We start from the raw sequence: 22,477 nt of genomic DNA, 5'->3' as shown, positions 1-22,477 counted from the left end.
TACGCCAGCCTCAAGTGGCAACTCCCATACATTTGTTCATGCCTTGTCCTATCCAGCTCGCCAGCAAGCTCAGCGGCCTCAGCCAGCATGTGATCCGCATCTGGGAGAGGCGCTACAGTGCGCTCAGCCCCAGCCGCACCGGCACGAACCGCCGCATGTACTGCGACGAAGCCGTGAAAAGACTGAAACTGCTGAAGATTCTCACGGAAAATGGCCACCGCATCGGCGGTGTGGCACGGCTCTCCACGGCGGAGCTTGAGGAGCTGGCCCAGGGCACCGTACCCGTCGCACGGCCTTTGTCCGCCCTTCCCGCAGATCCCACCGCGCCCGTTCCCGCAGAAGTTCCGACATCGCAGAGCCCGCCGATGGAGCCGGCGCAGTTCATCGATGACGCCATCGCCGCCTCCAAGCGCTACGATTGCGAAGGGCTGCGCCAGGTGCTTTTGCTGGCTCGCATGCAGCTCGGCCAGCGTGGCATGCTGCATCAGGTGATCTGCCCTCTGCTCATTCAGATCGGCAACAACTGGCGGGATGGTCAGTTGCGGGCAAGCCACGAGCACATCGCCACGGCGATCATCCGCGAGTTGCTTCTCACCCCCGTGCCCGGCAGTCAGACGCCTCTGAATGCGCCGGAGCTGGTGGTGGCCACCCCTGCGGGGGAAGTGCACGAACTGGGAGCTTTGATCGTGGCCGCCTCCGCGCGGGATCTGGGCTGGTACGTGACCTACCTCGGCCCCAACTTGCCAGTGGAAGAGATCGCCGCATGCGCCATCGCCCGGCATGCCACGGCGGTGGCGCTAAGCGTAGTGTACCCGGAGGGCTGCTCCATCATCGTGGAAAAACTGCGCCGCATGCGCGAACTGCTGCCATCTGCCATGCGCCTCATCGTAGGCGGTCGTGCGGCTGCAAGCTACCGTGCGGTGCTGCCTGACATTGCTGTTCAATGGGTCAGCTGCCTGCACGGCTTGGACGAAGCTTTATGCAAGAATCAGGCGTGAGCCAAGTTGCATGAGGGCTGACTTTCTCTAGTTTCCTTTTCTCATGCTTTTATACCGCACAACCTCTGGCAATTTCATTCAGACCCCAAGTGCCTGGCACACCGTGCCAGAAAACAACTGGGATGCCTTGCTGGAAGTCGTGGGCCTTTCCGCCTATCTCTCACAGATTGCCGTGACCACACCGGTGGTGGCAGCCCCCGCGCCGGAGACCATCCTCGCCCCCATCGTTTCCCAGGAAGTCTGGGCCGCAGGCGTCACCTACTTCCGCAGCCGCACCGCGCGGATGGAAGAAAGCAAGGACGCAGGCGGCGGCAGCTTTTATGACCGCGTGTATGCGGCAGAGCGCCCGGAAATTTTCTTCAAGGCCACGCCCCAGCGCGTCGCGCACCCGGGCCAGGCCATGCATCTGCGCAGCGATTCCAAATGGATGGTGCCCGAGCCCGAACTCACGCTTTGCATCAACAGCCGTGGCGACATCATTGGCTACACCGTGGGCAATGACCTTTCCTGCCGTGACATCGAAGGCGAAAACCCGCTCTACTTGCCGCAGGCCAAGTGCTTCAAACTCTGCGCCGCTCTCGGCCCGGCCATCCTGATTCAAAACGAACCTCCCGCACCCACGACCCGCATTCATTTGCAGATCGACCGCGCTGGCGTGGCCGCCTTCGAAGGTGAAACCACCGTCTCCCAGCTCAAGCGCACCCCCGTCGAACTCGCAGGCTTCCTCTTCCGCGACAACACCTTTCCCACCGGCACCTTCCTCATGACCGGCACCGGCATCGTTCCCGGAGATGAATTCACCCTGCAAAGCGGTGACGTCATCAGCATCACCATCGACGGCATCGGCACGCTGGTGAATCCGATCGCGTGAGGTCACACTCAGGGAATGGCGGCCGTGCGTCGCCATTCCTTTCCTGGGCGTGAATTTGAATAATCGGTTTAAGGCTGCGTCTGAGGTTATGCGCTGCCATGACACCTCACGCCCTTCTCCTGATCTTCGTCGCTGCATGGCTGGTAAGCTGTGCCGCAGACCCCACCCTGGCCGTAAGCAGCAGCTTGGGCAGGCATGAACTGAGAGGCAAGACCATTGCCGTCGGTGGTTTGACGGCTCAGGGGGTGATGGTGTATCCGGGGCGGACGGAGGAAGGCCTCATTCTGCAAGAGGCAGAGAAAGCGCTGCAGCACAGGCTGCGGCACTCACGTGTGCTCACCATGGAGGCTGCGCGTGGTGCGGTCGGGTTTCCGCCGTCCCAGTTCAGCGCGGGTGTGCCCATCGTTCTCGGCAGCAAGCTCAGCCCGGGCTTCATCGGCAAAGCGCACGCGGGGGGCTTGGACTACCTGCTATGGATCGACCTGCGCGACAACACGGTGGATCATAGCAACAGGCAGCGTCAGAACACGCGCACCGTCTATTCATCCTGTTCCTGCGGTAAGATCGGCGACAAAACCTGCCGCACGGGCTCTTGCTGCAGCGGCTGCTCCAGCTCCTGCCGGAGTAGCACCACGGTGACCGTGTATTCCGCGAGTGAATTCGCCACACGCAGCATCGCGGCCAGTTACACAATGCTGAACACGGCCTCAGGCAAGACGGTCTGGCAGGCCGAATCCCTGCGGTCCGATCCGAATGTGAACACCGCCACTTCCGAGTCAGGCCTTCCCAGGCCGCCGAGTGTGCCGCTGCCGCCCACGGAATCGCAGATCATGAAACGGATGACCACCTGTGCCATTGCTCGGCTGCCGAAGTGACGGGGGGAGCAAAACCGGAGGCATGAATTTGTATTGCCGTGCTACGTAAATCAGGCAGGTTGGAGCTATGAGCAATCGCCAGATCGCCATCAACCTCCTTGAGAAACTTCCGGAAGACATGTCGCTTAAGGACATGGCCCGTGAGATTGAGTTCGTGGCCGGGATTCGTGAGGGCTTTGACCAGTTGGAACGCGGTGAAGGCATTCCCATTGAGAACGTGCGTGAACTGATGTCGTCATGGATTGTCGGGTGATCGTCTCGCCGCGTGCGCTGCTCGATTTGAAGGAGATCGTTCGCTATATTTCCATGGACAATCCGCCCGCCGCCCGTCGCTTTGGCGAAAAACTGGTCTGTGCCGCCGAGTCCCTCGCGCAGATGCCTGAGCGGGGGCGCATCGTTCCAGATGCTGGATGACGGCTTCACAAGGGAGATCGTTGTCTATCCCTATCGGATTGTTTATCGCTACGACAAAAACGAAAACACCGTCGGCATCGCACGCTTCTGGCATGGCGCACGAATGCTGGACGAAACCGCATTTCTCTTTTAGAGACTCCCCAACCATGACACTCACTGGACATCACTACATCGCGGGCCGTGAAGCGGCTCCCCACGGCCACCTTTTTCACGCCTTCAATCCCACCACCAGCGCCCAGCTTGAGCCTGCGTTTGGAGATGCCACCCATGCCGAGGCTGATGAAGCCATGCAGGCGGCTGACGGCGCCTTTGATGCTCTTCGTTTCGCCACACCGGAAACTCGTGCGACTTTGCTCGACACCATCGCCGATGAAATCACCGCCTTGGGCGATGCGCTGATCGAGCGCGCCCACGCCGAGTGCGCGCTGCCACTGGCACGCCTCACCGGCGAGCGTGGTCGTGCAATTGGCCAGCTCAAGCTCTTCGCGGCCCTGATCCGTGAAGGCTCCTGGGCCAATGCCTGCGTGGATCATGCGCTGCCAGACCGCCAGCCCCTGCCGAAGCCGGATGTGCGCCGCGTGATGATGCCCATCGGCCCCGTCGTGGTGTTTGGCGCCAGCAATTTCCCTTTCGCCATCGGCGTCATCGGCACGGATTCCGTCTGCGCCCTGGCATCTGGCTGCCCAGTCGTCGTCAAAGGCCACCCGGCACATCCCGGCACCTGCGAGATGCTCGCACGTGCGGTCCTGAACGCCCTGCATAAGGTGGGCCTGCCCGCAGGCTGCTTCTCACTGCTGCACGGCAAGTGCAATGACATCGGCACCACGCTGACCAAGCACCCGCTCACCCAGGCCGTCGCCTTCACCGGCTCCCTGCGTGGTGGTCGTGCGCTGATGGACGTGGCCTCCGCCCGTCCGCATCCGATTCCAGTCTATGCTGAAATGGGTTCGGTGAATCCGGTCTTTGTGCTGCCAGGGGCGCTCAAGGAGCGTGCCTCGAAAATCGCTGAAGGCTATGTGGGTTCCGTGACAATGGGCGTGGGCCAGTTCTGCACGAACCCCGCCGTCGTTCTCGGTCTGAAGGGCGACGATTTGAACCAGTTCATTAGCAACGCAGCCGCCCTCGCGGCCAAAGTGGCCCCGCAGACGATGCTGCATCGCGGCATCTGCGAAGCCTATGACGCCGGCACCGCCGTGTGGCAGACCGTGAAGGGACTGCAGCTTGTCGGTGAATCCGAAACTCCTTCCAGCGAAACCGCCTCCCAGGCCGCATGCCGCATCTTCACCACGACGATCGACGTGCTGGAAGCCAACGAAGAGCTGCGCCGCGAGGTGTTTGGCCCGTGCTCCATCATCACGCAATGCGCCACGCTCGAAGACATGCTGCGTTATGCGAACAGCCTTGATGGCCAGCTCACCGCCACCCTGCAGGGCACCGAGCAGGATCTGCGTGATTTCGCCCCGCTCATCCGTGTGCTGGAGCGCAAGGTGGGCCGCATTATCTTCAACGGTTTCCCCACCGGCATCGAAGTCTGTCCCTCCATGCACCACGGCGGCCCGTATCCCGCCGCCAGCCACAGCTTCTTCACCAGCATCGGTACCGGCAGCATCTACCGCTTCGTGCGTCCCGTCTGCTACCAGGGCTTCCCCGAAGAGGCGCTGCCTGAGCTGCTCAAGGATGCCAATCCTCGCGGTGCCATGCGCATTGTGGATGGCGTGATGACGCGCTAGGCTGGTTTTTAGTTCGTAGTTCGGGCTTCAGCCCATTCTGGAAACCCAGGACGGGCTGCGATCTCGAGCTATGAATCGATGATGAGAATGATTTTGCCGCTGGCCATGTCTTGATTGCTTGAGCATGACTGACCCTTTGATCAGAACGGGCTGAAGCCCGAACTACGAACTCAGATCCAAGCTCCCGAGTTAAAGCTCGGTACTACTTTCCCAGCTTAGCGCTCTTTCTTCGTATTCGACGGCGCATTGAGAAACTTGCGCATGTCGTTGAAGATGCTGTTCGGGCCCTCCTGCGACTGCGCATGGGTGCGCACGCCTTCAAACCATTCCGCAGTGCTGGGCGAGTGCGCTTTCGCCACTGCAAGCAGCAGCTCAAGCGTGATCGGCACGGGCTGGCCGGTGTGAATGGCGGCGGAAAGGGCGAGTTCGGCGGCGCGATCAAAGACCCACTTCAAATCGGCACCGGAGAAGCCGTTGGTGGCTTCGATGAGCTCCGTGTTGTCGAATTCGGCGATGGGCTTGTCCTTGGCCAGCAACTCAATGATCTGCGCACGCGCAGGTGCATCCGGCGGGGCGACGAAGATGGCCTGGTCGAAGCGACCTGGGCGGCGGAATGCGGGATCAAGCGCCCATGGCTGGTTCGTGGCGCCGATGACGAGGATGCGCTGGTTCTCGCTGCGGATGCCATCCATCTCATGCAGGAACTGGTTCACCAGATTGCGCATCTGGCTTTCGCGGATCTGACGGCGATCCATGGCGAGGGAGTCGATGTCATCAAAGACGAGTACGCAGGGCGCGTTGGCGCGCGCGGTCTCGAAGATCTGATGCAGGTTGCGCTCCGTGCTGCCGAAGTAGGGATCAAAGATCTCATGCAGGCCCACGGAGAGGTAATTGCAGGGCACTTCACCCGCGACGGCGCGGAGGATCAGCGTCTTGCCACAGCCGGGCGGTCCGTAAATGAGTATGCCACCGCCGGTTTTGCGGCCGTAGGCTTTGTACAGATCGGGGAACTGCAGCGGGTAGGTGATCTTGAGGCGGATCTCCTCCTTCAATTCTTCCATGCCGCCGACATCGGCAAAGGTGACGTTGCCACGCTCGGGGTCACCGGGGGCGTAGAAGGTCTCGGGGCGCCAGTCATAGGGTGGGTCATCGAAGGGATCTTCGAAGAATTCGTCCTGATCGGGGCCGCCGGCGATCTGCGGTTCCTGATTGGGAGGTTCCGGCGCCGGGGCAGGGGCAGTTTTGCGGGCATCACGCGCGGTGCGGCCAAGTTCACGCTCAAGGGCGGGATCGCTCATGGTGCCGTCGATCTGTGCGGCACGGTCAAAATGCTCGATGGCTTTGGGACGGTCGCCCTCGCTCAGATACACACGGCTCAGCAGCAGGTGGGCCTGGGCGTTGGTGGGCTCCAGAAAAATGACGCGCTCGGCCCGCACGGCGGCTCCGGAGGTGTCTCCCTCCATGAACAAAACTTTGGCGATGCCCAGCATGGCATCGGTCTGGTCCGGGTCCTGTTCCAGGGCACGGGTGAAGACCTCACGCGCCTCGTCCAGATGCAGTTCTTCCAGACACGCACGACCGTAGAGCAGCAACAACGACAGATTGTTCGGTGACTGGGTCAGGGCGTCGCGGAGTGCGGTGGAGTTTGGCATGGGTTTAATGATAGACCACCGCCGGGGTGATCCTGCTGAGATTTAAGAGCGCACGAAGCATGCCGCCAATGATTTCTTGGTACAACTCAAGCTCTGCAGGCCGGCTGCCACCCGTGGTTTGAGGCCGGTCGAACGAACTTGAAGTTTGCCTGTGACGATCCATTTTCTTTGGGGTTACTGCCTTGGATGACGATGAAAATGAGTTTCTTGTTTTTACTGACCCTGGGGATGACTCTGCCGGCTGCGGCGGAAGATCGTACAGGTGACCCTCTGCATTCGCCGACCCTTGTACTCTGCCTTAGACCATTACGGCTGGCGGAGCAGCCGGGACTCTCGGAAGCGTTGGAAAGCGTGAAACGCCTCAATTCGTTTTCCCAGACGCAGGAAGGCCTGTCCAAGCGTGCCATCGATGCGCTGGTCTTCATTTTCAAAGACCTCTTCCTCAAGGAGCAGGAACTCACCGCCGCAGAGAATGCCTTGGCAAAAGCCGAACGGAAGGCCCTGAGCCAGGAGCAGCTGGCCGAGCGCACCGAGACCATTGGCAGCCCGCTCAGTGGGCCGAACCCGCAGCTGGCTGTGATCTATCGCAAAGAGGCGGCGGACCTCCGGGGCAAGGCGACCAAGCGGCATGAGGCGGCACTCAAAGCGCTGAAGGAAAAAATCACCGCCTACAACGTGTCGGTGGGCTATTTCCAAAGCCAGGGATGCACTGAGGTGGTGATTGCGCTGGCGAGCTCGCTGTTCGCCGTGGTTGACCGCCACCTGCCGGAGTTTGACTTCAAACCCACCGTCTCACGAGAATGGATTGAGAACCAAAAGCGGGTTGCGGCATAGTGCAAAGAGAAGGACCCAGACGCTCCGTCGCTGTGACAGGTCGTATGGGTCCTCAAAAGTGCCTTAAGGGCTGTTAGCGATTACCACTTCTTCTTGAAGCCGCCGCCACCGCCGCCATAGGGGCGCTTGGGTGGGCCGCCGAAGCCGCCGCCACCACCGCCGCCTGCATCTTCACGACGTGGGCCGTCGTCACCACCGCCACCGTAGCCGGGGCTTGGTCCTTCGCCTTCACGCTGCTGCCAGGGTTTGCTGCCGAAGCCGGGCTTCTTGAAGCCGCCGCCACCAAAGCCACCACCGCCGCCGCCGAAGCCGGGCTTTTTAAAGCCGCCGCCACCGCCTTGGTATCCGCCGCCGCCACCACCACCACCGTAGCCTTTGAAGCCAGTGCCTGGGCCGCCGCCTTTGTTGAAGCCGCCACCACCGCCGCCGTAGCCGCCTTTGTTAAAGCCGCCACCGCCGCCGCCGAAGCCGGGTTTCTTGATGAAGCCGCCGCCACCGCCGAAGCGCTTGGGGCGGATGCCGCTGATGTCGTCCGGACGGTCCGCATGGTCCATGCGCACGTCACGGCCGCGGAGCTGCGCGCCTTTGACGCCTTCCAGGACGGATTCCACGGAGTCTCCGGGGACTTCGACGAAGCTGCATTTCTCCAGCACGTCGATGGCACCAATACTGCCAGGGGTCAGGTCTTGAATGGTGTTGTAGAGCATGCCGGCGATGTCCTGCGGACGTACCTGATCCATGCCACCCACGTTGATGAAGAGACGCACCATGCCGGAGCGCGGGCCTTTCTGCACGTAGCTGCTCTGCTTGCGCGGCACGCGTTCTTCCCCGTGGTCAGTGTCGAATTCGTTGTCAAACTTGGCTGGACGCACTGCGGGGGCGGCGGCCTGATGATTCGTCGGGCCGGAGTCTTCTTCGTGGCCGGACTCTTCGCGCTGGGCTTGGGCCTCGGCTGGAGCTGCGGCGGTGTTTTCCGCCGGAGCTGAGCCTTCGGCCGGAGCTTCCGTGCCTTCCGCGGCTGGCGCTGGCGCTTCGGCAGAGCCTTCGGTCGCTGCGGCTGCCGGGGCAGGGGCTGCCTGCGGAGCCTGAGCGGCGACGGATTGCGGAGTCGGTCTTGGAGCAGGAGCGGTGGCCTGCGCGCGGGGCTTGAAGTCACGCTGCGGATAGTCGGGCTTCCGGCCGGCGCGGTCTTCCACGATCTGCTCGGTCTCGCGCACCTGGTCTTTCATGAGCAGGTCCATGAGCGCGCTGGCGATCTCCGTGGGGGAGAAGCCGATGTCCAGCAGGCGCTGGATGCTGTGCTCGTGATTGGCGTAGCTGGCGCCTTCCAGCACGGCCTTGACCTTGTCGAAGGTCTTGTCCACGCGGGTGGCTTCCAGCTCTTCCTGGGAGGGCACCTTGGCGCGTTCCACGCGGATGTTGATGAAGCGCTGGATGCGCTGCATCAGGTAAATTTCACGTCCGGCCACAAGGCTGAAAGCCTTGCCGCTGCGTCCGGCACGGCCCGTGCGGCCGATACGGTGCACGTAGTCTTCCGCGTCATACGGGAGCTCCAGATTGACGATGAGATCGATGTCGTTCACGTCCAGACCACGGGCAGCCACGTCGGTAGCAACGAGGACTTCCACGTTGCCGCTGCGGAAGTTGCGCATCACGCGCTCGCGCATCGTCTGATTGATGTCCCCATGCAGGCGGTCGGCGGCGTAGCCACGGGCCACAAGGGCATCGGTGGCATCATCCACGGCGCGCTTGGTGTTGGCGAAAACGATCGTAAGGCGCGGGGCCTCGATGTCGATCACGCGGCAGAGCACTTCCAGCTTGGATCGGCCCTGCACTTCGTAGTAGCGCTGCTCCACGGTGGCCACGGTCAGCGCCTTCTGCTGAATGGTGATCGTTGCGGCGTTGGTCGTGTAATTCTCCACCAGGCGGCGGATGCGCGGCTCAAAGGTGGCGGAGAAGAAGATGGTCTGGCGCTCTTTCGGCACGGCGGCCATCAGGCGGTCGATGTCGTCGCTGAAGCCCATGTCCAGCATTTCATCGGCTTCATCAAAGACGAGCATCTTGAGGGCGTCGAACTTGATCAGCCCGCGCTCCATGAAGTCAAGAATACGACCGGGGGTGCCGACGACGATCTGGGAGCCGCTCTGGAGGGCACGGATCTGGCGGTCATACGAAGCGCCGCCGTAAACTGGCGTGGCGCGCACGCCTTCCTTGAAGGAGGCCAGCTTGTGGATTTCCGCGCAGACCTGCATGGCCAGTTCGCGGGTAGGGCAGAGGATCAGAGCCTGCACCGCGCGCTTGGTGCCATCGACGCCTTGCACCACGGGAATGCCAAAGGCCATCGTTTTGCCGGAGCCGGTCTGGCTCTGGCCCACGACGTCACGTCCGGTGATCGCCACAGGAATAGCTTCAGCCTGGATGGGGGAGGGTTGCTCGAAGCCGAGTGATTTAACGGCTTCAAGAAGCTCGGGCGAAATTCCCAATTCAGGGAAGGTGTGGGTACTCATAAAAACAGAAACGAAACGTAACCCTCAGAATTTGAGGGGTGTCATACTGGCACCAATAGGGGGAGATAGCAAGGTGTTTGATCTTGAGCCCCCGGGGAGAGGACAGCGCGCAGCGCCGGCAAGACCGCCGCGGGCTCTCGGGGAAGGGGGGGCGCCCTCGTCCTCAAGCAGATACTCGTCATCGATCAGGCTTCTTCTTGCCTTAGTTCCGCCTCAACAGCGGCTTCTCCTGTTTACGCGCCCTTGTCTTAAGCCCCCGCCACCGCAGAAAAAAGCCATTCTCCAGCATGGACGGCTGCAAAAGCCCTTCTAGAATCGCGTTTCCTCAGCCAACCAATCTGCGGGCGTGCATGCCCGTACCCCAACCATGTCCACCGCCTCCGCTCCTTCGTCGTCTTCTCCCACCTCTCTGCGCAACGCCGTCATCCGCCTCGCGGGCAATTCTCAGGATGGCATTCAGTCCATCGGCGGTTTCCTGGCGCGTCTGGCCGGTCGCACGGCGCAGGAAGTGATGACCTACATGACCATCCCGTCCACCATCTCGGGCGGTCCTTCCATCTTCCAGGTGCATCTGGGCTCCGGCGAGGTGCTGCATGAGGGCGACGAAGCCGACGTGCTCGTGGCCTTTTACAAGCACAGCTACGAAAACCACATCTCCGCCCTGCGCGATGGCGGCATCTGCTTCTACGACACCGCGGACATGGGCCCGGAAGACGTGAAAAACGAGCGCGGCATCGTCCACATCGGCGTGCCCTTCACCTCCGCCACCGTGGAGGCCGTGGGCGGCTCCACCCGTGACCGCGGCAAGAACATGTTCGTGCTCGGCATGGTCTGCGCCGTCTTCAATCTCGACAAAGAAAAGCTCGTGGGCATCGTCAGCCGCCAGTTTGGCCGCAAGGACGAAAGCGTGCTGCGCAATGCGCTGCTGGCCTTTGACGCCGGTTTTGCCTACCAGGTGGGTGATGTCGAAAAATTTGCCTTCGTGCCCGGGGAAGCGCATGGCGCTCACCGCATCAGTGCGGATGGCAATCAGATGCTCACGCTAGGCCTCATCGCAGCAGGCGTGCGCTACGGCTCCGCCTATCCCATCACCCCATGGTCTTCCATCATGGAAACGCTGCGCGTCGAACTGCCGAAGTATGGCGGCCTCTACGTGCAGGCAGAGGACGAACTCGCCGCCGTGGCCATGACCATCGGTGCCGCCTTTGCCGGGCACCTCGCCATCACCGGCAGCTCGGGCCCCGGCCTCAGTTTGAAGATGGAGGCACTGGGCTATGCCAGCATGGCGGAAATCCCCCTCATCGTGGTGAACGTGCAGCGCGGCGGTCCTTCCACCGGCCTGCCCACCAGCGTGGAGCAGTCCGACCTCATGCAGGCCATCTACGGCAGCCATGGCGACAGCCCGCGCATCGTGCTGGCACCAAAGGATGTGGAAGACTGCTTCTACATCGCCCTGGAGGCTGGCAAGCTGGCCAAGAAATATTCCTGCCCCGTCATCATCCTGAGCGATCAGGCCCTGAGCAGCCGCATCGAGGCCTTTGAAGAGCCTGACCTCGACAAGCACTGGGTCGAACCCACCCTCGACATCTCCACCCGCCCCGAGGGCTTCAAGCCTTATCCGCTCGATGCCATCACGCAGCACGCACCTCCCGGCTCCAAGATGGCAGGCGGCAAGTACCCTGTCTCCACCGGTCTTGAGCACGATGAAATGGGCCACCCGAGCGGCAGCCCCAAGATGCACACCCTCATGACCGCCAAGCGCCGCAACAAGCTGGTGCAGCTTTCCAAGGAACTCCCGCTGCCCGTCATCCATGGCGACCAGACCGGCGACGTCCTCGTCATCGGCTGGGGCAGCACCTACGGCCCCATCAAGGAGAGCGTGGACCGCATGCGCAGCGAAGGCCACAAAGTGGGCGCCCTGCACCTGCGTCACCTGCACCCCATGCCGGACGGTCTGGACGGGCTCTTCAAAAAGTTCAAGCACGTCGTCTGCGTGGAGATGAACGACTCCGGCCTCTACGGCTACGGCCAGCTGGCCACCCTGCTGCGCGCCAGCCTCGCGGACCCACGCATCCAGTCCGTGTGCAAAACCGACGGCCTCGCCTTCCGCATTCGCGAGATCGTCACCGGCGTGGAAAAAATCATGAGCGCCTAGTCCGGATCCGCACCCGCAGCACTTCCAACCTTTTCATTTTTCAAATCATCATGTCCTCCGCCCTCGTCACTCCAGCAGCTCCTGCCACGGACAAGCTCACCAAAAAAGCACTCACCGCCGACCATCCAACGTGGTGCCCCGGCTGCGGCGACTTCGCCGTGCTGAACATCTTCTACCGCGTGCTGGAGAAGCTCCAATACCCGCATGAAAACATCGTCTGCGTAGCTGGCATCGGCTGCTCCAGCCGCTTCCCGTATTTCATGAACACGCACGGCATCCATTTCATCCATGGCCGTGCGCTGCCGCTGGCCACCGGCATCTCCCTGAGCCGTCCGGACGTGCACGTCTTTGTCTTCGGCGGTGACGGCGACGGCTTCTCCATCGGCGGCAATCACCTCAACCACGCCGCGCGCAAAAACATCAAGCTCACCTACGTCATCATGGACAACTTCGTCTATGGCCTGACCAAGAAGCAGACCAGCCCCACGAGCCCCATCGGCTTCAAGAGCAAGACCGACCCCACCGGCAGCATCGACCGCCCCATCAACCCCATGCGCCAGCTCCTCGCCAGCGGCGCCACCTTCATCGCCCGCACGCATGCCGCGCAGGTGAAGCACATGGAGGCCATGTTTGAGCGCGCCATCCTGCATGATGGTTTCAGCGTCGTGGAGTGCCTCAGCGAGTGCGTCATGTTCTACGCTGGTGCGTTTGACGACAGCACTCCTCGCAAAGGCGGCACCTTCGACACCATCGACGAAACACAGCACGACGTCACCAACGACGTGGCCGCCTACCAGATGGCCGAAAACCTCGCCCCCGGAAAATTCGGTGTGTACTACCAGGTCAACCGGCCCACGAAAAACGCCCTCGAGCAGAAGTGGATCGACGACACGCAGTCCAAGCTCGGCGGCGTCTCGCAGAAGGACGTGCTGAAGAAGCGTTTCGAAGCGATGCGGTAGGATCAGCGCTGGACGTGCGGGCCTCCGAGCCTGCAGCATCCAGCGGTCCGCTTTTGTCACTGTCCCTGCTTTTCTGCCGGATCGGTCTGATCCGGCAGTTTCGCTGCCCATTGCCTTCGATAAGGCATGCGCCGCCCCCTTGACGCCGCACTCATCGTGCCCTTCTTGATTTCTCCCCCATGCGCATTCACACCCTCGATCTCCGCTTCATCGGCATCCCCGGTCTCATCGCTTCCTTCCTCGTGGAAAGCGGTGGCGAGTACGCACTGATCGAAGCCGGCCCAGGTTCCACGCTGGAGACGTTGCGCACCGCGATCCGTGAAGTCGGAGTCGATGAATCCGCCATCAAGAAGGTCTTCGTCACTCACATTCACCTCGACCACGCCGGCGCTGCCGGGTGGTTCGCGCAGCAGGGGGCCACGGTGTACTGCCACCCCAATGCCGCGCGGCATTTGGTTGATCCTTCCAAGCTCATCGAAAGCGCCCGCATGGTCTATGGCGATCTCATGGACAAGCTCTGGGGCGACATGCTGCCTGTGCCTGTGGAACGCGTGGTCGCATTGAAGGACAAGGAAAGTGTGCGCCTTGGCGAGATTGAAATCATCGCCTGGGACACCCCGGGCCATGCGCGGCATCACCACGCCTTCATCATCGGGGACGTCTGCTTTGCAGGCGACGTGGCCGGCATGCGGCTGGAAAACAGCCGCTATCTTTCCGTCACTGCCGCGCCACCGCAGTTTGATGCTGTTGCTTATGGGCAGTCCTTGGATCGCCTCCTGGCTGCCAATTTCAAGACGCTCTACCTGACGCACTTTGGCGCGGTGAGCGATGTGGCATGGCACCTGAGCACCTATCGCCAACGCGTTGCCGAGGTTTACGAACGCGTGGCCGCCGATTTCAAGGCGGGCGTCAGCGTGGAGGAAAACCGCCGCAACTACGCGCTCGCCGAGCATGCAATCGCCATGCAGGCGGGTGTGAGTGAGGAACTCTGGCGCAAGGGTGAAGACGCCAACGTCACCTCGATGTGTGCTGACGGTGTCCGCTTATATTGCGAAAAGGGGCGCTAAAGCTTGCACCGAGCGGCAGTCAGGCACCGAGCCGTGCCGAAAAATGGCATTTTTTGCAAACTGGTCCGTTTAAGTACAAAGAATTTCAAAAAACTACTTAACCAATCCGTAATATTGATGTAAGTTGAGGAATTGCTGCAACGAAGTTACTTATGAGCAACATCGCTTTTGAAAAAGACGGAAGTCGGGAAGCCAAGGCGCCTAAGTCGTCAGGCATGCCAGTCGGGAGATTGGTGGAACTCAATGCCGCCGCCGCTGATGCCCAGGCCACCTGCGAACGCTGGCACTCTGAATTGCAGTCCGTGCAGGAGCAGCACCGGGCGCTGACCCATGAAGTGCGGCAGATGTCACGGCTGCATGAACAGAAGACTTCGGAAGTGAACCGTCTCCTCAGTCTTGAGGCCAGCCAGAACGAGCAGCTGGTCAAACTGAACGGGCACCGGGAGCTGCTGCAGAGCCGGCTTCAGGAAATCAATGCCCGCTATCTGCAAGATCAAGGTCGGCTGCAGCAGACGCAGCAGCAGTTGAGCGAATGGGAGAACCACAAGCAGTCGGTGGAGGCGCAGGTGGCTGCCGCGTCCAGGCAGCTTGCAGGGCTGAAGGCGGAGTCGGCTTTGCTGGAAGAGCGCAGCTCGGAACTCTCCGACCTGCTGCAGAAGGCCATTGATGAAGTGACCCGCCAGCAGGAGCGCATCGTCGAGGCGCGCGGACTGGTCGTCCGCCATGAGACGCGCCAGCAGGAGCTGACGATCAACATTGCACGGCTGGAGGTGAGCGCCCAGCAGACGGAGGCCAACCTCAAGCTCAAACAAGATCGCCTCAATTATCTGGAAGAAGCCGGCAGCCGGGCCACCGGTCATGTCGTGGATCTGACTTCGCGCTATCAGGCCCTGGAGCAGAATTTTACCCAGCTCACCGCCCAGTGCCGCGAAAGCGAAGCCTCCCTCAACATCACGCGCAGCGCCATCGCCGATGAGCGGGCGCGACTTCAGGAAGCCCGGCAGGCCGTGCAGGAGACCCATCAGAACCACGCCGATTTGCAGAACGCAGTCAGAGAGCTGGCGGGTCAGCGAGTGGCAGCCGCAACTGCGCTGGGTGAACTCAAGTCAGAGGCCGTTCAGCACGAGCAGACCTTGATCATGCTCCGCCAGCAGCGGACGAAATGTCAGGCAGAAATGGATGAATTGCGCGCCTGCCAGCAGACCCTCGCGCAGGCCGTGCTGTCCCGTCGCAGCGAACTCGCCCGCATGGAAGAGAAGCTGGGCATCACTTTGAATGAGTGCACGGAAGCCACCACGCAGCTGGCCGACCTCGGCCGGGCCGTGGCCCAGCATCAGCAGCATGAGGCGGCGTCCGTTCAGCAGATTCAGCAGCTCACTCAGGAGATCGCGGATCTTGGTGTCAAACGCCAGCAGGTGCAGGATCAGACCGCCGAGACTGAAACCTCGCTGGCAGCGCTGGAGCAGCGCCACCACGCCCTCGGAGAAGAGATCGTCGTGCTGGTCAACACCCGGCAGTCCACCGCAGATGCGTTGCAAGCCTGCCGCGCTGAACTTGCCACTACGGAAGAGCGTCTGAAAAACACCCAGGATGACTGTCAGGCCGCCGAAAAACGCCTCTCCTCCCTGAATCAAACCCTGCAGGAACGTCAGGAGCAGGATGCCATCCTAGGTGATCACATCCACGTGCTGGAGCAGCAGTCACACCAGTTGGAGGCCCAGACTCAGGAGCAGTCCGGCAAGCTCGAAGCCATGCGTCAGGAGCGCATCAGCACTGAGATCGCCTTGCAGCGTCTCAGCCAGCAGCATGAGGAGGCGGGCATCCGTTTGGAATCCCGCCATGCAGAGATCGACACCACCTCTGTGCGACTGCAGCAGGCGATGCATGACTGCCAGCAGGCCGAAGAGCGCCGCATGGCCTTGAATCATGAAGTGGAAAATCTGCTCATGCGTCAGCAAAACCAGGAGATGATCCTGCGTGAAGTGGAAGCCCAGATCGCACGGCGCGAACAGGAACGTGAAGCTTCCACTGCAGGCGCCCGCCAGGCCCAGCAGGAGCATGAGGCCACTGCGGCAGCGGTCGTGGCCGCACGCAGGGAACTGGCGGAGCAGCAGGCAGGCATCACCGCAGCCACGGCGAAGCTTTCAGAACTTCAATTGGCAGTGCAGGTGACTGAGCAAAACCTGACCACCACGGGTGCCACCTTGGCCGGCCAGGAGCAAAAGCTCGTGGAAACACGCAGCGCCCTTGATGCCGCATCGCAGGAACTGCAGCTGGCGCATGACCTCAAGGTCACGCTGGAAGCGCTGACATCCCGGCAGGCCAACGTGGCTGCCGCAGAGCAGCACTTGGGAATTTTGGGACGTCAGGTGGAAGAGGCTTCACAGCGCCGCACCCAGCTCGATGCCACTCTCAAAGACATCACCCAGCAGCTTGCCACCGCGACCGCGAGCTGCGACGCCGTCAATCATCAGGAGACCGAGACCCGCCAGCGTCTGGATCAGATGACTGCGCAGGAAAAAGAACTCCGCCAGGAAATCGCCATACTGACCGCCTCCGCACAGCAGGAGCGGGTGATGTATGATGAATTCCGTTCCTTGTCGAAGGATGCCCGCGAACTGCACGATCAGGAAAGTGCCGCACTCAATGTTCAGATCAAAGATCTCCGCCAGCAGCTCAGCGGCTGGGAAACGCAGATCACCACCTTGCTGGACTGGAAAGAGCGGATGGATCTATGCCTGAATCGGCTGCAGCAGGCCGAGGCGGATTCACCGGAATCTCGCAACGCGAAGGATGAAATCCTGATGGCACTCGGCGCTCTGCGTCAAATCATGGAGCGCCTCCAGACCAGCAAAATGGAGCCATCGCGACAGACCTCTGCCGAGGGTTCTGCATCAGCCAGGACGGTGAACTCTTCCACTTCCACATCGTCCTCAGAGATGAAAACGGGCAGCGCTCTGCTCAGCGAAGTCAGGCCAAACAGCCGTCTCAGCCGCCTGCGTGAAGAGCTTCAGCGGGAAGAAAGCCGTCTGAATTTCCTGCGCCAAAATTCACGTGCACTTGAGCTCCGTGCCCGCATCCGCCCCTCGCTTCCTTCACTTCAGGAGGGTCAAAATGCTGGCAATCAGGAAGGCTCGTCTCAATGGGAGGAGCGGATCAAGCGCGCCGCGGTCGACGAAACGAACCTCTTGGAAAAGATAGCCACTCTCAAAGGGCAGATCGCGGAACTGCGTGGCGAAGTCCCGTCGCCGTCCGCAGTGGTCATGGACACGAGCGGTTGATGGTGTCGGCCCGCATCGCAGAGCTTCAAACTGCCTCGCAGCTTACCTTGGCCGTGGCCGGGGGCGGCGACGGCTGCTGACGAGCCGAGCTCGGGCGCTGAGCTGAAGTTTGCGCCCGATCACAAGCATGATCATGATCACCAAGGCGCGGACCATCCACCAGCGTTCCGAACTGGGGGCTGCGGCGGTGTCTTTGGTTTCGATGGGAGTGGCGAGCTTGACCGCAGGGTTGCCTGCAGGTCCAGATGCGATGGTGGCCGCAGGCTTGCCTGGAGCGGTAGCCGCCGGTGCCGCATAGCTCGATGCGGCGGCGAGTGTCGCAGCGGGTCGTGCAGGCATCTCTTCGGCGGGCGCGGCAGTGAGGCCGGACTTCTGCTTCTTTTCCTCCTCCTGCACAAAGGGGTCGTCCGCAAAGCCGGTGTCGTAGAGATACTCCGGCTCCTGCACGCTGAAGGTCACGTCTTCGATCTGCCCGTCCTGCTCAAAGACGCCGTGGATCGTCTGCATCGGCCCGGTCTGCTCGAAGATCTCGAAGCCCAGCCAGAAGTCCTCCAGCACCTTGCCCTCGATGGTTTGCACGAAGGTCACATCCACATTGCGCGCTGCATATTCGATCTCGGTCATCGGCGGCGTCTGCGCGGCGTCCGGCCAGAGTGATTCAAAGCGCACGCTGGAACCCAGCAGGCCTTTCTGCCGGTTGATCTCCACATGGATGTGCTGGTTCAGATACGTGCCAATGCGCGGCTGCGCGGCGGTCAGTTCCGCCATGCTGATCTTCATGTTGCCATCCGTGTCGATGCCGGTAAACCGCGTGAGCGTCAGGATGTTAAACGTCAGCCGGATCTCCAGCTGATGCGGCTTCGGCCGCACGCGCATTTCGCTCTGGTCAGCGGGGTGACCAAAAGCGAAATGAGGAAAGAGGAATGACAGAATGGCGAATGCCAGTACTAAGATGTGTCTTGGTCTCTGAAGATTTTTCAGGTCGTGGTTCGTGCTGTGTGTGGTCATGATTGCACAGACGCTCCCCACCCGTCATACTCAATGTTCAAACGTTGGCATTCCTCCCGATGCGAAAGGCTCTCACTGAAAATCGCCCCGACATCCAAGGGCATGCTGCAGGCCATGATCAATCGAGATTCTGATGCCGACAACTCCAGCAATGAGTAGTCTTTGGCTGCCAGGACTGCTTGCATCTGCTTCAGGCCATCAGGGGCACCACGAAAGACAAACTCCAGCGAATGAGGCTTTGTTCGGTCACTGCCTGCCTCCACAAGATTGTCCACCACGCGACGGTCAAAAATGAGCATCCATGAAGTTTCGGATGGCCATACGGACTCAAAGAAAAAGCCCCAGCCATCGTGCTCCGAAACGTCGATCTCATAGTTGTCATGAGCTCCCATCCAACGTCCGACGGGTGGGCGGAATGGGGTATAGTCGGCAACCTGAAAAACCAGCTCCCTTGTGCCATTGTGTGTCAAACGACCGAGCATCAGGCATGGCACACTTTCAGAGTTCAGGAGTTCAACCAAGCGATCCTCCATGTCCCATAGAACCTGAGCCTCCTCATTTGAGGGCCCTCCGTTTTGATTGGGAGTCTTGATGGTGATCAAGACACGAGCACAGACAGGATACTGACTCTGCTCCACCTTGTTCGATCCAGTATGGAACCCGACAATGACAGGGCCATTGTCGGTGCTGTAAGAATAGGATTCCCAATCATGTTCGGGGCAGACGTTCATGCTGTTGTGAAAGTGGATTCTATAGACTGAGCTCCTCGAGTTCAAGAGCGAGGACGAGCATAAGAACCACACCATTCGTCATTCCAGCGTGATCCACATCGGAGACACCCACACCAGTTCGCCATTCGTCTGCTCACCGCGGAAGTAGTAGTAGCTCGTCTTGCCCTTCTCAGGCTTCGGATCGGTCCACGTGAGATTGATCTCCCTTTCCTTCGGCGCGTTCATGGGGATCTCCACGTTGTCTTTGATCAGCGTCACTTTTTCAAACGGCATCGTGCCGATAAGTTTGAGCGTGATCGTGGGTGCGCCCTTCACGGCGAACTCGTCTCCCATCATGCGCTCCTTGCCGTCTGCGGCGGTGCAGCGGCTGTCGGCGATGATGTTGTCCGTGGCGCCGTAGGTGTGGCGCTGCTTCATCGCTTTGAGGATGCCCTCGCGGCTGTAGTCCTCAGCCAAAATCATGGCGTAGCTGATGTGCGTGCTGCCGTGATCGCTGCTGCTCTGGAAGCTGAACTTGTAACCTTTGGCAAAGGCGTCAGACACCCAGCCGCCGGGCTCCCAGCCGCCGATGGCGTCGTTCTCCGTGGGGCAGCGCGGGCAGCCGGGGTACTCGTAGTTTTGGCGTGCTCCTTGGTAGATCTCCACCATCGGTTCAAACTCGCCGCCCCAGTTGCGCCAGTCGGTGCCCATGCTGCCCACGCTGGTGTGGCTGGCGCAGACGCCGTTGAATTTCCTGAGGTACTTGTAGAGCATGTTCGTGTCCGGCGCGGGCTCATGCACGCGCACATCGCTCAGGGGCAGGCGGGGCAGGGTGCGCACGCCGCGCTGGGCGAAGACCACATTGCGGTGCCCTTCGGGATACACAACGCTGCGCTCATAGCTGAACATGGGCGTGAAGGCCTTCGGCAGGAAAAACGCGTCCGTCGTTTTCTGCGTCAGCCACCAGGTGTACTCGCGGCCGTTGCCGTTGTCGTGGTCACCATTGCCGATCCAGTCCATGGACGCGGCATCAATGGCGTAGCGCCACATGTCCTCCAGCGGGCCGTCATTCGCGCCGTCTCCGCTGATCTCCGTATGCCGGTGGAATTCACCGCGCAGGATCTGCCGCTCCGTGCCGCCGATGGTGGATCGGAAACTGCGGATGGCGCTGAGCTCAGAGCGCTCGGCCTGCGTGCGCTTGCTCGGCGCGGGATTGTCCTGCGGAGCTTCCGCGATGGGCTTGAGCACTGCGGCCTTCACCTGACCCACGCTGCTCAGGCGGCTGAAATAGACATCGTTGTCAAAAGGGTCCTTGGTTGCGTCCAGCGAGGCGTTACCGCCCTTGCCGCCCGGATTCTTGGCGCGGTTAAATTCGTTCATGCGGTCCATGCGGTGGTCGCTGCTGTGCGCCACGAAGAGGTTCTTCGGTCCGGCCGCGAGAGCAGGGAAATTGTACATCAGGTTGTCGCTGTGCGGAATCGTGATGGGGCCCACCCACTCGGCACCGTCGAGATACGCCGCCACGCTGCCCCAGCTGCTGCCCAGCGGGCTGCGGAAACTGTTCAAGCGCGTGCGCGCGATGAGCCAGATGCGCCCTTCGGCATCGCAGATGAGGCGGCCCAGATTGTTGTAAGTCTGCGGACTCGTGGCCTCAGCATGCGCGCCCGGCGCACCTTTGCGCACGGCGGGCTGCTCAAAGGCCAGTCCATCCGGCACTTCAGGTGATTTCGGCGGTGCAGGGGCGGTCACATCCGCGCCGCGTCCTTTGCCTTTGCCTTTTCCTTTTCCTTTGCCTTGCCCCCGCGCGGCCACCGCTCCGGGCAGCGCCTCAGCGATGTTTCCCTGCGGTTCCTGCCACGCCTTGCCATCCCACACGGCGATGCCGATTTCACGATTGCGGTACAATCCTATGCCGTCATTGCTGTCATACGCGCCCCAGTCCTTGCCCCAGGTTTCGCCGCTCTTTTCATAGGCCACCCACACGCTGCCCTGATGATCATACGCCACGGATGCACGCGCTTCATACTGAGCGGTGTTCGCCACCGGCATGGGCTTGGATGGGCCCTTGCCATCGGCTTCCAAAATGGCAAGCCAGATGTCGTAGTCGCCCTTCTCATAGGTATCCCAAGCCAGCGCAAACTGCCCGCTGCCACCCTCGGCGCGTGGGTCAGTGCTGAGCGCGGGATTCCAGCAGTTGCCGCTGCTCTTGGAAACAGTCTGCGTCGGAGCCCACACATCGGCGGCATGCGTGCGCGTGCGAATCTCAAACTTGCCCTCATGCGCCGCCATCCACGCCACCATCACAGTATTCTTCGTGGAATGCGCGATCACAGGGCAGAGATCATTGCCGGGAGAGTTCGAGAGGTTTTCCGCCGCGCCGAGTTTGCCATCGCTGAAGTGACGCGTGAAGATCTCAAAGTTCCCGTCCACGCGCTCGCTCCACACGATCCATGCGCCGCCTTTGCCATCCACCGACACCGCAGATTTGTAGATGTCCTTGCCGGCTTCGGTCACGGCGATGCGCTCGTCCTCCCACTTGTTGGTCTGGCGCACATGCAGCCAGAGCTGATCACCGCCCGTGGGCTGTCCTAGGAAGGCGAAATCCTCCGGCTCCTTCTCCCAGCGCTTCGCGCGTTCATCGCGGTCCAGACCCGGCGTGAAACTCTGATACACCAGATAGGCATGGCCAGTGGCACCCACGGCCAGGGCAGGGAAGTCATCGTCCGTGCGCTCCGGCGACATCTTGCGCAGGTTGAAGGCCGTCTGCTGCACCGCCACACGGCCCTCCAGCAGATCCAGCGCCTCGCCGGGTTTCACATCCGCCAGCTTGAAGGAGATCTTGCCCTGCACCGTGGTGACCTCCACGCTGCTTTCCGGCGTGACGTCCTTCAGTTTCACAAACACCCCGTTTTCAAAAATGGGGCCGAGTTGCCTGGACATCGCGCCGATCTTCTTTGGATTGTTCCCGCGTGCCTTCGTATTCGCGCCCTGCGGTGTGCGGCTGCTGGCCTGCCACGCGTCCTTGCCCTTGATCGTGTCCTTCTGCTCAAAACGGTAGCCGCTGACCTCCTGCACCTCTCCCGGCTTTACGGTGATGGAGCCGTCCCACACGGTGGTTTCTTTATCATTCAGACCCAGCTGGATCAGCAGTTCGGTGTCTGCGGCAGCGGCCATGCCGCCAAGCATCAGGATAGGGAGAAGAAAGAGTTTCATGGGCAGGAGGCCGCGTAAAACGCAGTCCAACCACCAATCTCGCGCCGAGTTTTAAAGAAGAGCATCATCAAGCCAAGGGGGGCATATGAGAGGGAGTCTCATGTGCAGCTTGCGGGCTAAGTCACAGCGACGGGCACATCCCTGCTCTCATTTTGGGAGAAGAATGCACCGCTTGCCATTCCTGCATTGACTCAAAGCGCGTG

At 61.2% G+C, this 22,477-nt stretch carries 17 protein-coding genes; 12 read left to right on the top strand and 5 right to left on the bottom strand.

The genetic code is table 11. The annotated features are described in order from the left end of the window. Positions 1 to 38: 38 nt before the first annotated feature. From AC3RLQ_RS07870 to AC3RLQ_RS07840, 7 genes are all read left to right on the top strand, one after another. Positions 39 to 998, top strand: coding sequence for a MerR family transcriptional regulator (locus AC3RLQ_RS07870; protein WP_493035934.1), 960 nt, complete (start codon positions 39 to 41; stop codon positions 996 to 998). 43 nt (positions 999 to 1,041) lie between these two features. Next, entirely contained in the window at positions 1,042 to 1,869 is an 828-nt protein-coding gene (locus AC3RLQ_RS07865) for a fumarylacetoacetate hydrolase family protein (RefSeq protein WP_493035932.1), read from the top strand. Positions 1,870 to 1,967: 98 nt separating this feature from the next. Further along, the gene (locus tag AC3RLQ_RS07860; RefSeq protein WP_493035930.1) at positions 1,968 to 2,744 is read left to right on the top strand and encodes a hypothetical protein; all 777 of its coding nucleotides are present in this window, start codon (positions 1,968 to 1,970) and stop codon (positions 2,742 to 2,744) included. 67 nt (positions 2,745 to 2,811) lie between these two features. Next, positions 2,812 to 2,997, top strand: coding sequence for a hypothetical protein (locus AC3RLQ_RS07855; RefSeq protein ID WP_493035928.1), 186 nt, complete (start codon positions 2,812 to 2,814; stop codon positions 2,995 to 2,997). Beyond that, on the top strand, positions 2,982 to 3,158 hold the full coding sequence (locus tag AC3RLQ_RS07850; protein ID WP_493035926.1) for a type II toxin-antitoxin system RelE/ParE family toxin: 177 nt from the start codon (positions 2,982 to 2,984) through the stop codon (positions 3,156 to 3,158). The genes AC3RLQ_RS07855 and AC3RLQ_RS07850 overlap by 16 nt, the downstream gene beginning before the upstream one ends. Then, positions 3,148 to 3,291 carry a type II toxin-antitoxin system RelE/ParE family toxin gene (locus AC3RLQ_RS07845; RefSeq protein WP_493035924.1) on the top strand — a complete coding sequence of 48 codons (144 nt, stop codon included), beginning with the start codon at positions 3,148 to 3,150 and terminating at the stop codon, positions 3,289 to 3,291. The genes AC3RLQ_RS07850 and AC3RLQ_RS07845 overlap by 11 nt, the downstream gene beginning before the upstream one ends. Before the next feature lie 13 nt (positions 3,292 to 3,304). Continuing rightward, positions 3,305 to 4,888: an aldehyde dehydrogenase (NADP(+)) gene (locus tag AC3RLQ_RS07840; RefSeq protein ID WP_493035922.1), complete on the top strand. Its 1,584-nt coding sequence runs from the start codon at positions 3,305 to 3,307 to the stop codon at positions 4,886 to 4,888. 215 nt (positions 4,889 to 5,103) lie between these two features. Here AC3RLQ_RS07840 and AC3RLQ_RS07835 read toward each other — a convergent pair whose 3' ends face one another. Beyond that, positions 5,104 to 6,540, bottom strand: coding sequence for an AAA family ATPase (locus AC3RLQ_RS07835; protein WP_487688974.1), 1,437 nt, complete (start codon positions 6,538 to 6,540; stop codon positions 5,104 to 5,106). A 351-nt stretch (positions 6,541 to 6,891) separates the two neighbouring features. Between AC3RLQ_RS07835 and AC3RLQ_RS07830 the strand changes: the two genes are divergently transcribed. Then, complete coding sequence (locus tag AC3RLQ_RS07830) at positions 6,892 to 7,374, top strand: hypothetical protein (RefSeq protein WP_493035920.1); 483 nt, start codon at positions 6,892 to 6,894, stop codon at positions 7,372 to 7,374. A gap of 80 nt (positions 7,375 to 7,454) precedes the next feature. On the opposite strand, the gene AC3RLQ_RS07825 is transcribed toward AC3RLQ_RS07830, so the two are convergent. Next, positions 7,455 to 9,881: a DEAD/DEAH box helicase gene (locus AC3RLQ_RS07825; protein WP_493035918.1), complete on the bottom strand. Its 2,427-nt coding sequence runs from the start codon at positions 9,879 to 9,881 to the stop codon at positions 7,455 to 7,457. A 367-nt stretch (positions 9,882 to 10,248) separates the two neighbouring features. Here AC3RLQ_RS07825 and AC3RLQ_RS07820 point away from each other — a divergent pair, with 367 nt between their 5' ends. From AC3RLQ_RS07820 to AC3RLQ_RS07805, 4 genes are all read left to right on the top strand, one after another. Then, positions 10,249 to 12,036 (top strand): 2-oxoacid:acceptor oxidoreductase subunit alpha, encoded by a 1,788-nt coding sequence (locus AC3RLQ_RS07820; protein WP_493035916.1) that lies wholly within the window; start codon positions 10,249 to 10,251, stop codon positions 12,034 to 12,036. Between the two features lie 50 nt (positions 12,037 to 12,086). Further along, positions 12,087 to 12,995 carry a thiamine pyrophosphate-dependent enzyme gene (locus AC3RLQ_RS07815; protein ID WP_493035914.1) on the top strand — a complete coding sequence of 303 codons (909 nt, stop codon included), beginning with the start codon at positions 12,087 to 12,089 and terminating at the stop codon, positions 12,993 to 12,995. Between the two features lie 179 nt (positions 12,996 to 13,174). Next, positions 13,175 to 14,062 (top strand): MBL fold metallo-hydrolase, encoded by an 888-nt coding sequence (locus AC3RLQ_RS07810; RefSeq protein WP_493035912.1) that lies wholly within the window; start codon positions 13,175 to 13,177, stop codon positions 14,060 to 14,062. Positions 14,063 to 14,214: 152 nt separating this feature from the next. Beyond that, positions 14,215 to 17,343 carry a hypothetical protein gene (locus tag AC3RLQ_RS07805; RefSeq protein ID WP_493035910.1) on the top strand — a complete coding sequence of 1,043 codons (3,129 nt, stop codon included), beginning with the start codon at positions 14,215 to 14,217 and terminating at the stop codon, positions 17,341 to 17,343. A gap of 42 nt (positions 17,344 to 17,385) precedes the next feature. Here the strand turns inward: AC3RLQ_RS07805 and AC3RLQ_RS07800 are convergent, their stop codons facing one another. The 3 genes from AC3RLQ_RS07800 to AC3RLQ_RS07790 form a co-directional block, all read right to left on the bottom strand. Further along, positions 17,386 to 18,351, bottom strand: coding sequence for a hypothetical protein (locus AC3RLQ_RS07800; RefSeq protein WP_493035909.1), 966 nt, complete (start codon positions 18,349 to 18,351; stop codon positions 17,386 to 17,388). Then, complete coding sequence (locus AC3RLQ_RS07795) at positions 18,348 to 19,082, bottom strand: DUF695 domain-containing protein (RefSeq protein ID WP_493035907.1); 735 nt, start codon at positions 19,080 to 19,082, stop codon at positions 18,348 to 18,350. The genes AC3RLQ_RS07800 and AC3RLQ_RS07795 overlap by 4 nt, the downstream gene beginning before the upstream one ends. A gap of 78 nt (positions 19,083 to 19,160) precedes the next feature. Then, complete coding sequence (locus AC3RLQ_RS07790) at positions 19,161 to 22,274, bottom strand: DUF3604 domain-containing protein (protein WP_493035905.1); 3,114 nt, start codon at positions 22,272 to 22,274, stop codon at positions 19,161 to 19,163. Between the last annotated feature and the right edge of the window lie 203 nt (positions 22,275 to 22,477).

Source organism: Prosthecobacter sp. GW821-HT29F12 (genome assembly GCF_058803405.1).
The sequence above is the reverse complement of the archived record's forward strand: the minus strand, read 5'-3'. Positions and strand labels throughout refer to the sequence as shown.

Excerpts from the sequence above, each read along its gene's own strand:
- AC3RLQ_RS07870 (WP_493035934.1), top strand. The coding sequence starts at position 39 with ATGCCTTGTCCTATCCAGCTCGCCAGCAAGCTCAGCGGCCTCAGCCAG.
- AC3RLQ_RS07865 (WP_493035932.1), top strand. The coding sequence starts at position 1,042 with ATGCTTTTATACCGCACAACCTCTGGCAATTTCATTCAGACCCCAAGT.
- AC3RLQ_RS07860 (WP_493035930.1), top strand. The coding sequence starts at position 1,968 with ATGACACCTCACGCCCTTCTCCTGATCTTCGTCGCTGCATGGCTGGTA.
- AC3RLQ_RS07855 (WP_493035928.1), top strand. The coding sequence starts at position 2,812 with ATGAGCAATCGCCAGATCGCCATCAACCTCCTTGAGAAACTTCCGGAA.
- AC3RLQ_RS07850 (WP_493035926.1), top strand. The coding sequence starts at position 2,982 with ATGGATTGTCGGGTGATCGTCTCGCCGCGTGCGCTGCTCGATTTGAAG.
- AC3RLQ_RS07845 (WP_493035924.1), top strand. The coding sequence starts at position 3,148 with ATGCTGGATGACGGCTTCACAAGGGAGATCGTTGTCTATCCCTATCGG.
- AC3RLQ_RS07840 (WP_493035922.1), top strand. The coding sequence starts at position 3,305 with ATGACACTCACTGGACATCACTACATCGCGGGCCGTGAAGCGGCTCCC.
- AC3RLQ_RS07835 (WP_487688974.1), bottom strand. The coding sequence starts at position 6,540 with ATGCCAAACTCCACCGCACTCCGCGACGCCCTGACCCAGTCACCGAAC.
- AC3RLQ_RS07825 (WP_493035918.1), bottom strand. The coding sequence starts at position 9,881 with ATGAGTACCCACACCTTCCCTGAATTGGGAATTTCGCCCGAGCTTCTT.
- AC3RLQ_RS07820 (WP_493035916.1), top strand. The coding sequence starts at position 10,249 with ATGTCCACCGCCTCCGCTCCTTCGTCGTCTTCTCCCACCTCTCTGCGC.
- AC3RLQ_RS07815 (WP_493035914.1), top strand. The coding sequence starts at position 12,087 with ATGTCCTCCGCCCTCGTCACTCCAGCAGCTCCTGCCACGGACAAGCTC.
- AC3RLQ_RS07810 (WP_493035912.1), top strand. The coding sequence starts at position 13,175 with ATGCGCATTCACACCCTCGATCTCCGCTTCATCGGCATCCCCGGTCTC.
- AC3RLQ_RS07805 (WP_493035910.1), top strand. The coding sequence starts at position 14,215 with ATGAGCAACATCGCTTTTGAAAAAGACGGAAGTCGGGAAGCCAAGGCG.
- AC3RLQ_RS07800 (WP_493035909.1), bottom strand. The coding sequence starts at position 18,351 with ATGACCACACACAGCACGAACCACGACCTGAAAAATCTTCAGAGACCA.
- AC3RLQ_RS07795 (WP_493035907.1), bottom strand. The coding sequence starts at position 19,082 with ATGAACGTCTGCCCCGAACATGATTGGGAATCCTATTCTTACAGCACC.
- AC3RLQ_RS07790 (WP_493035905.1), bottom strand. The coding sequence starts at position 22,274 with ATGAAACTCTTTCTTCTCCCTATCCTGATGCTTGGCGGCATGGCCGCT.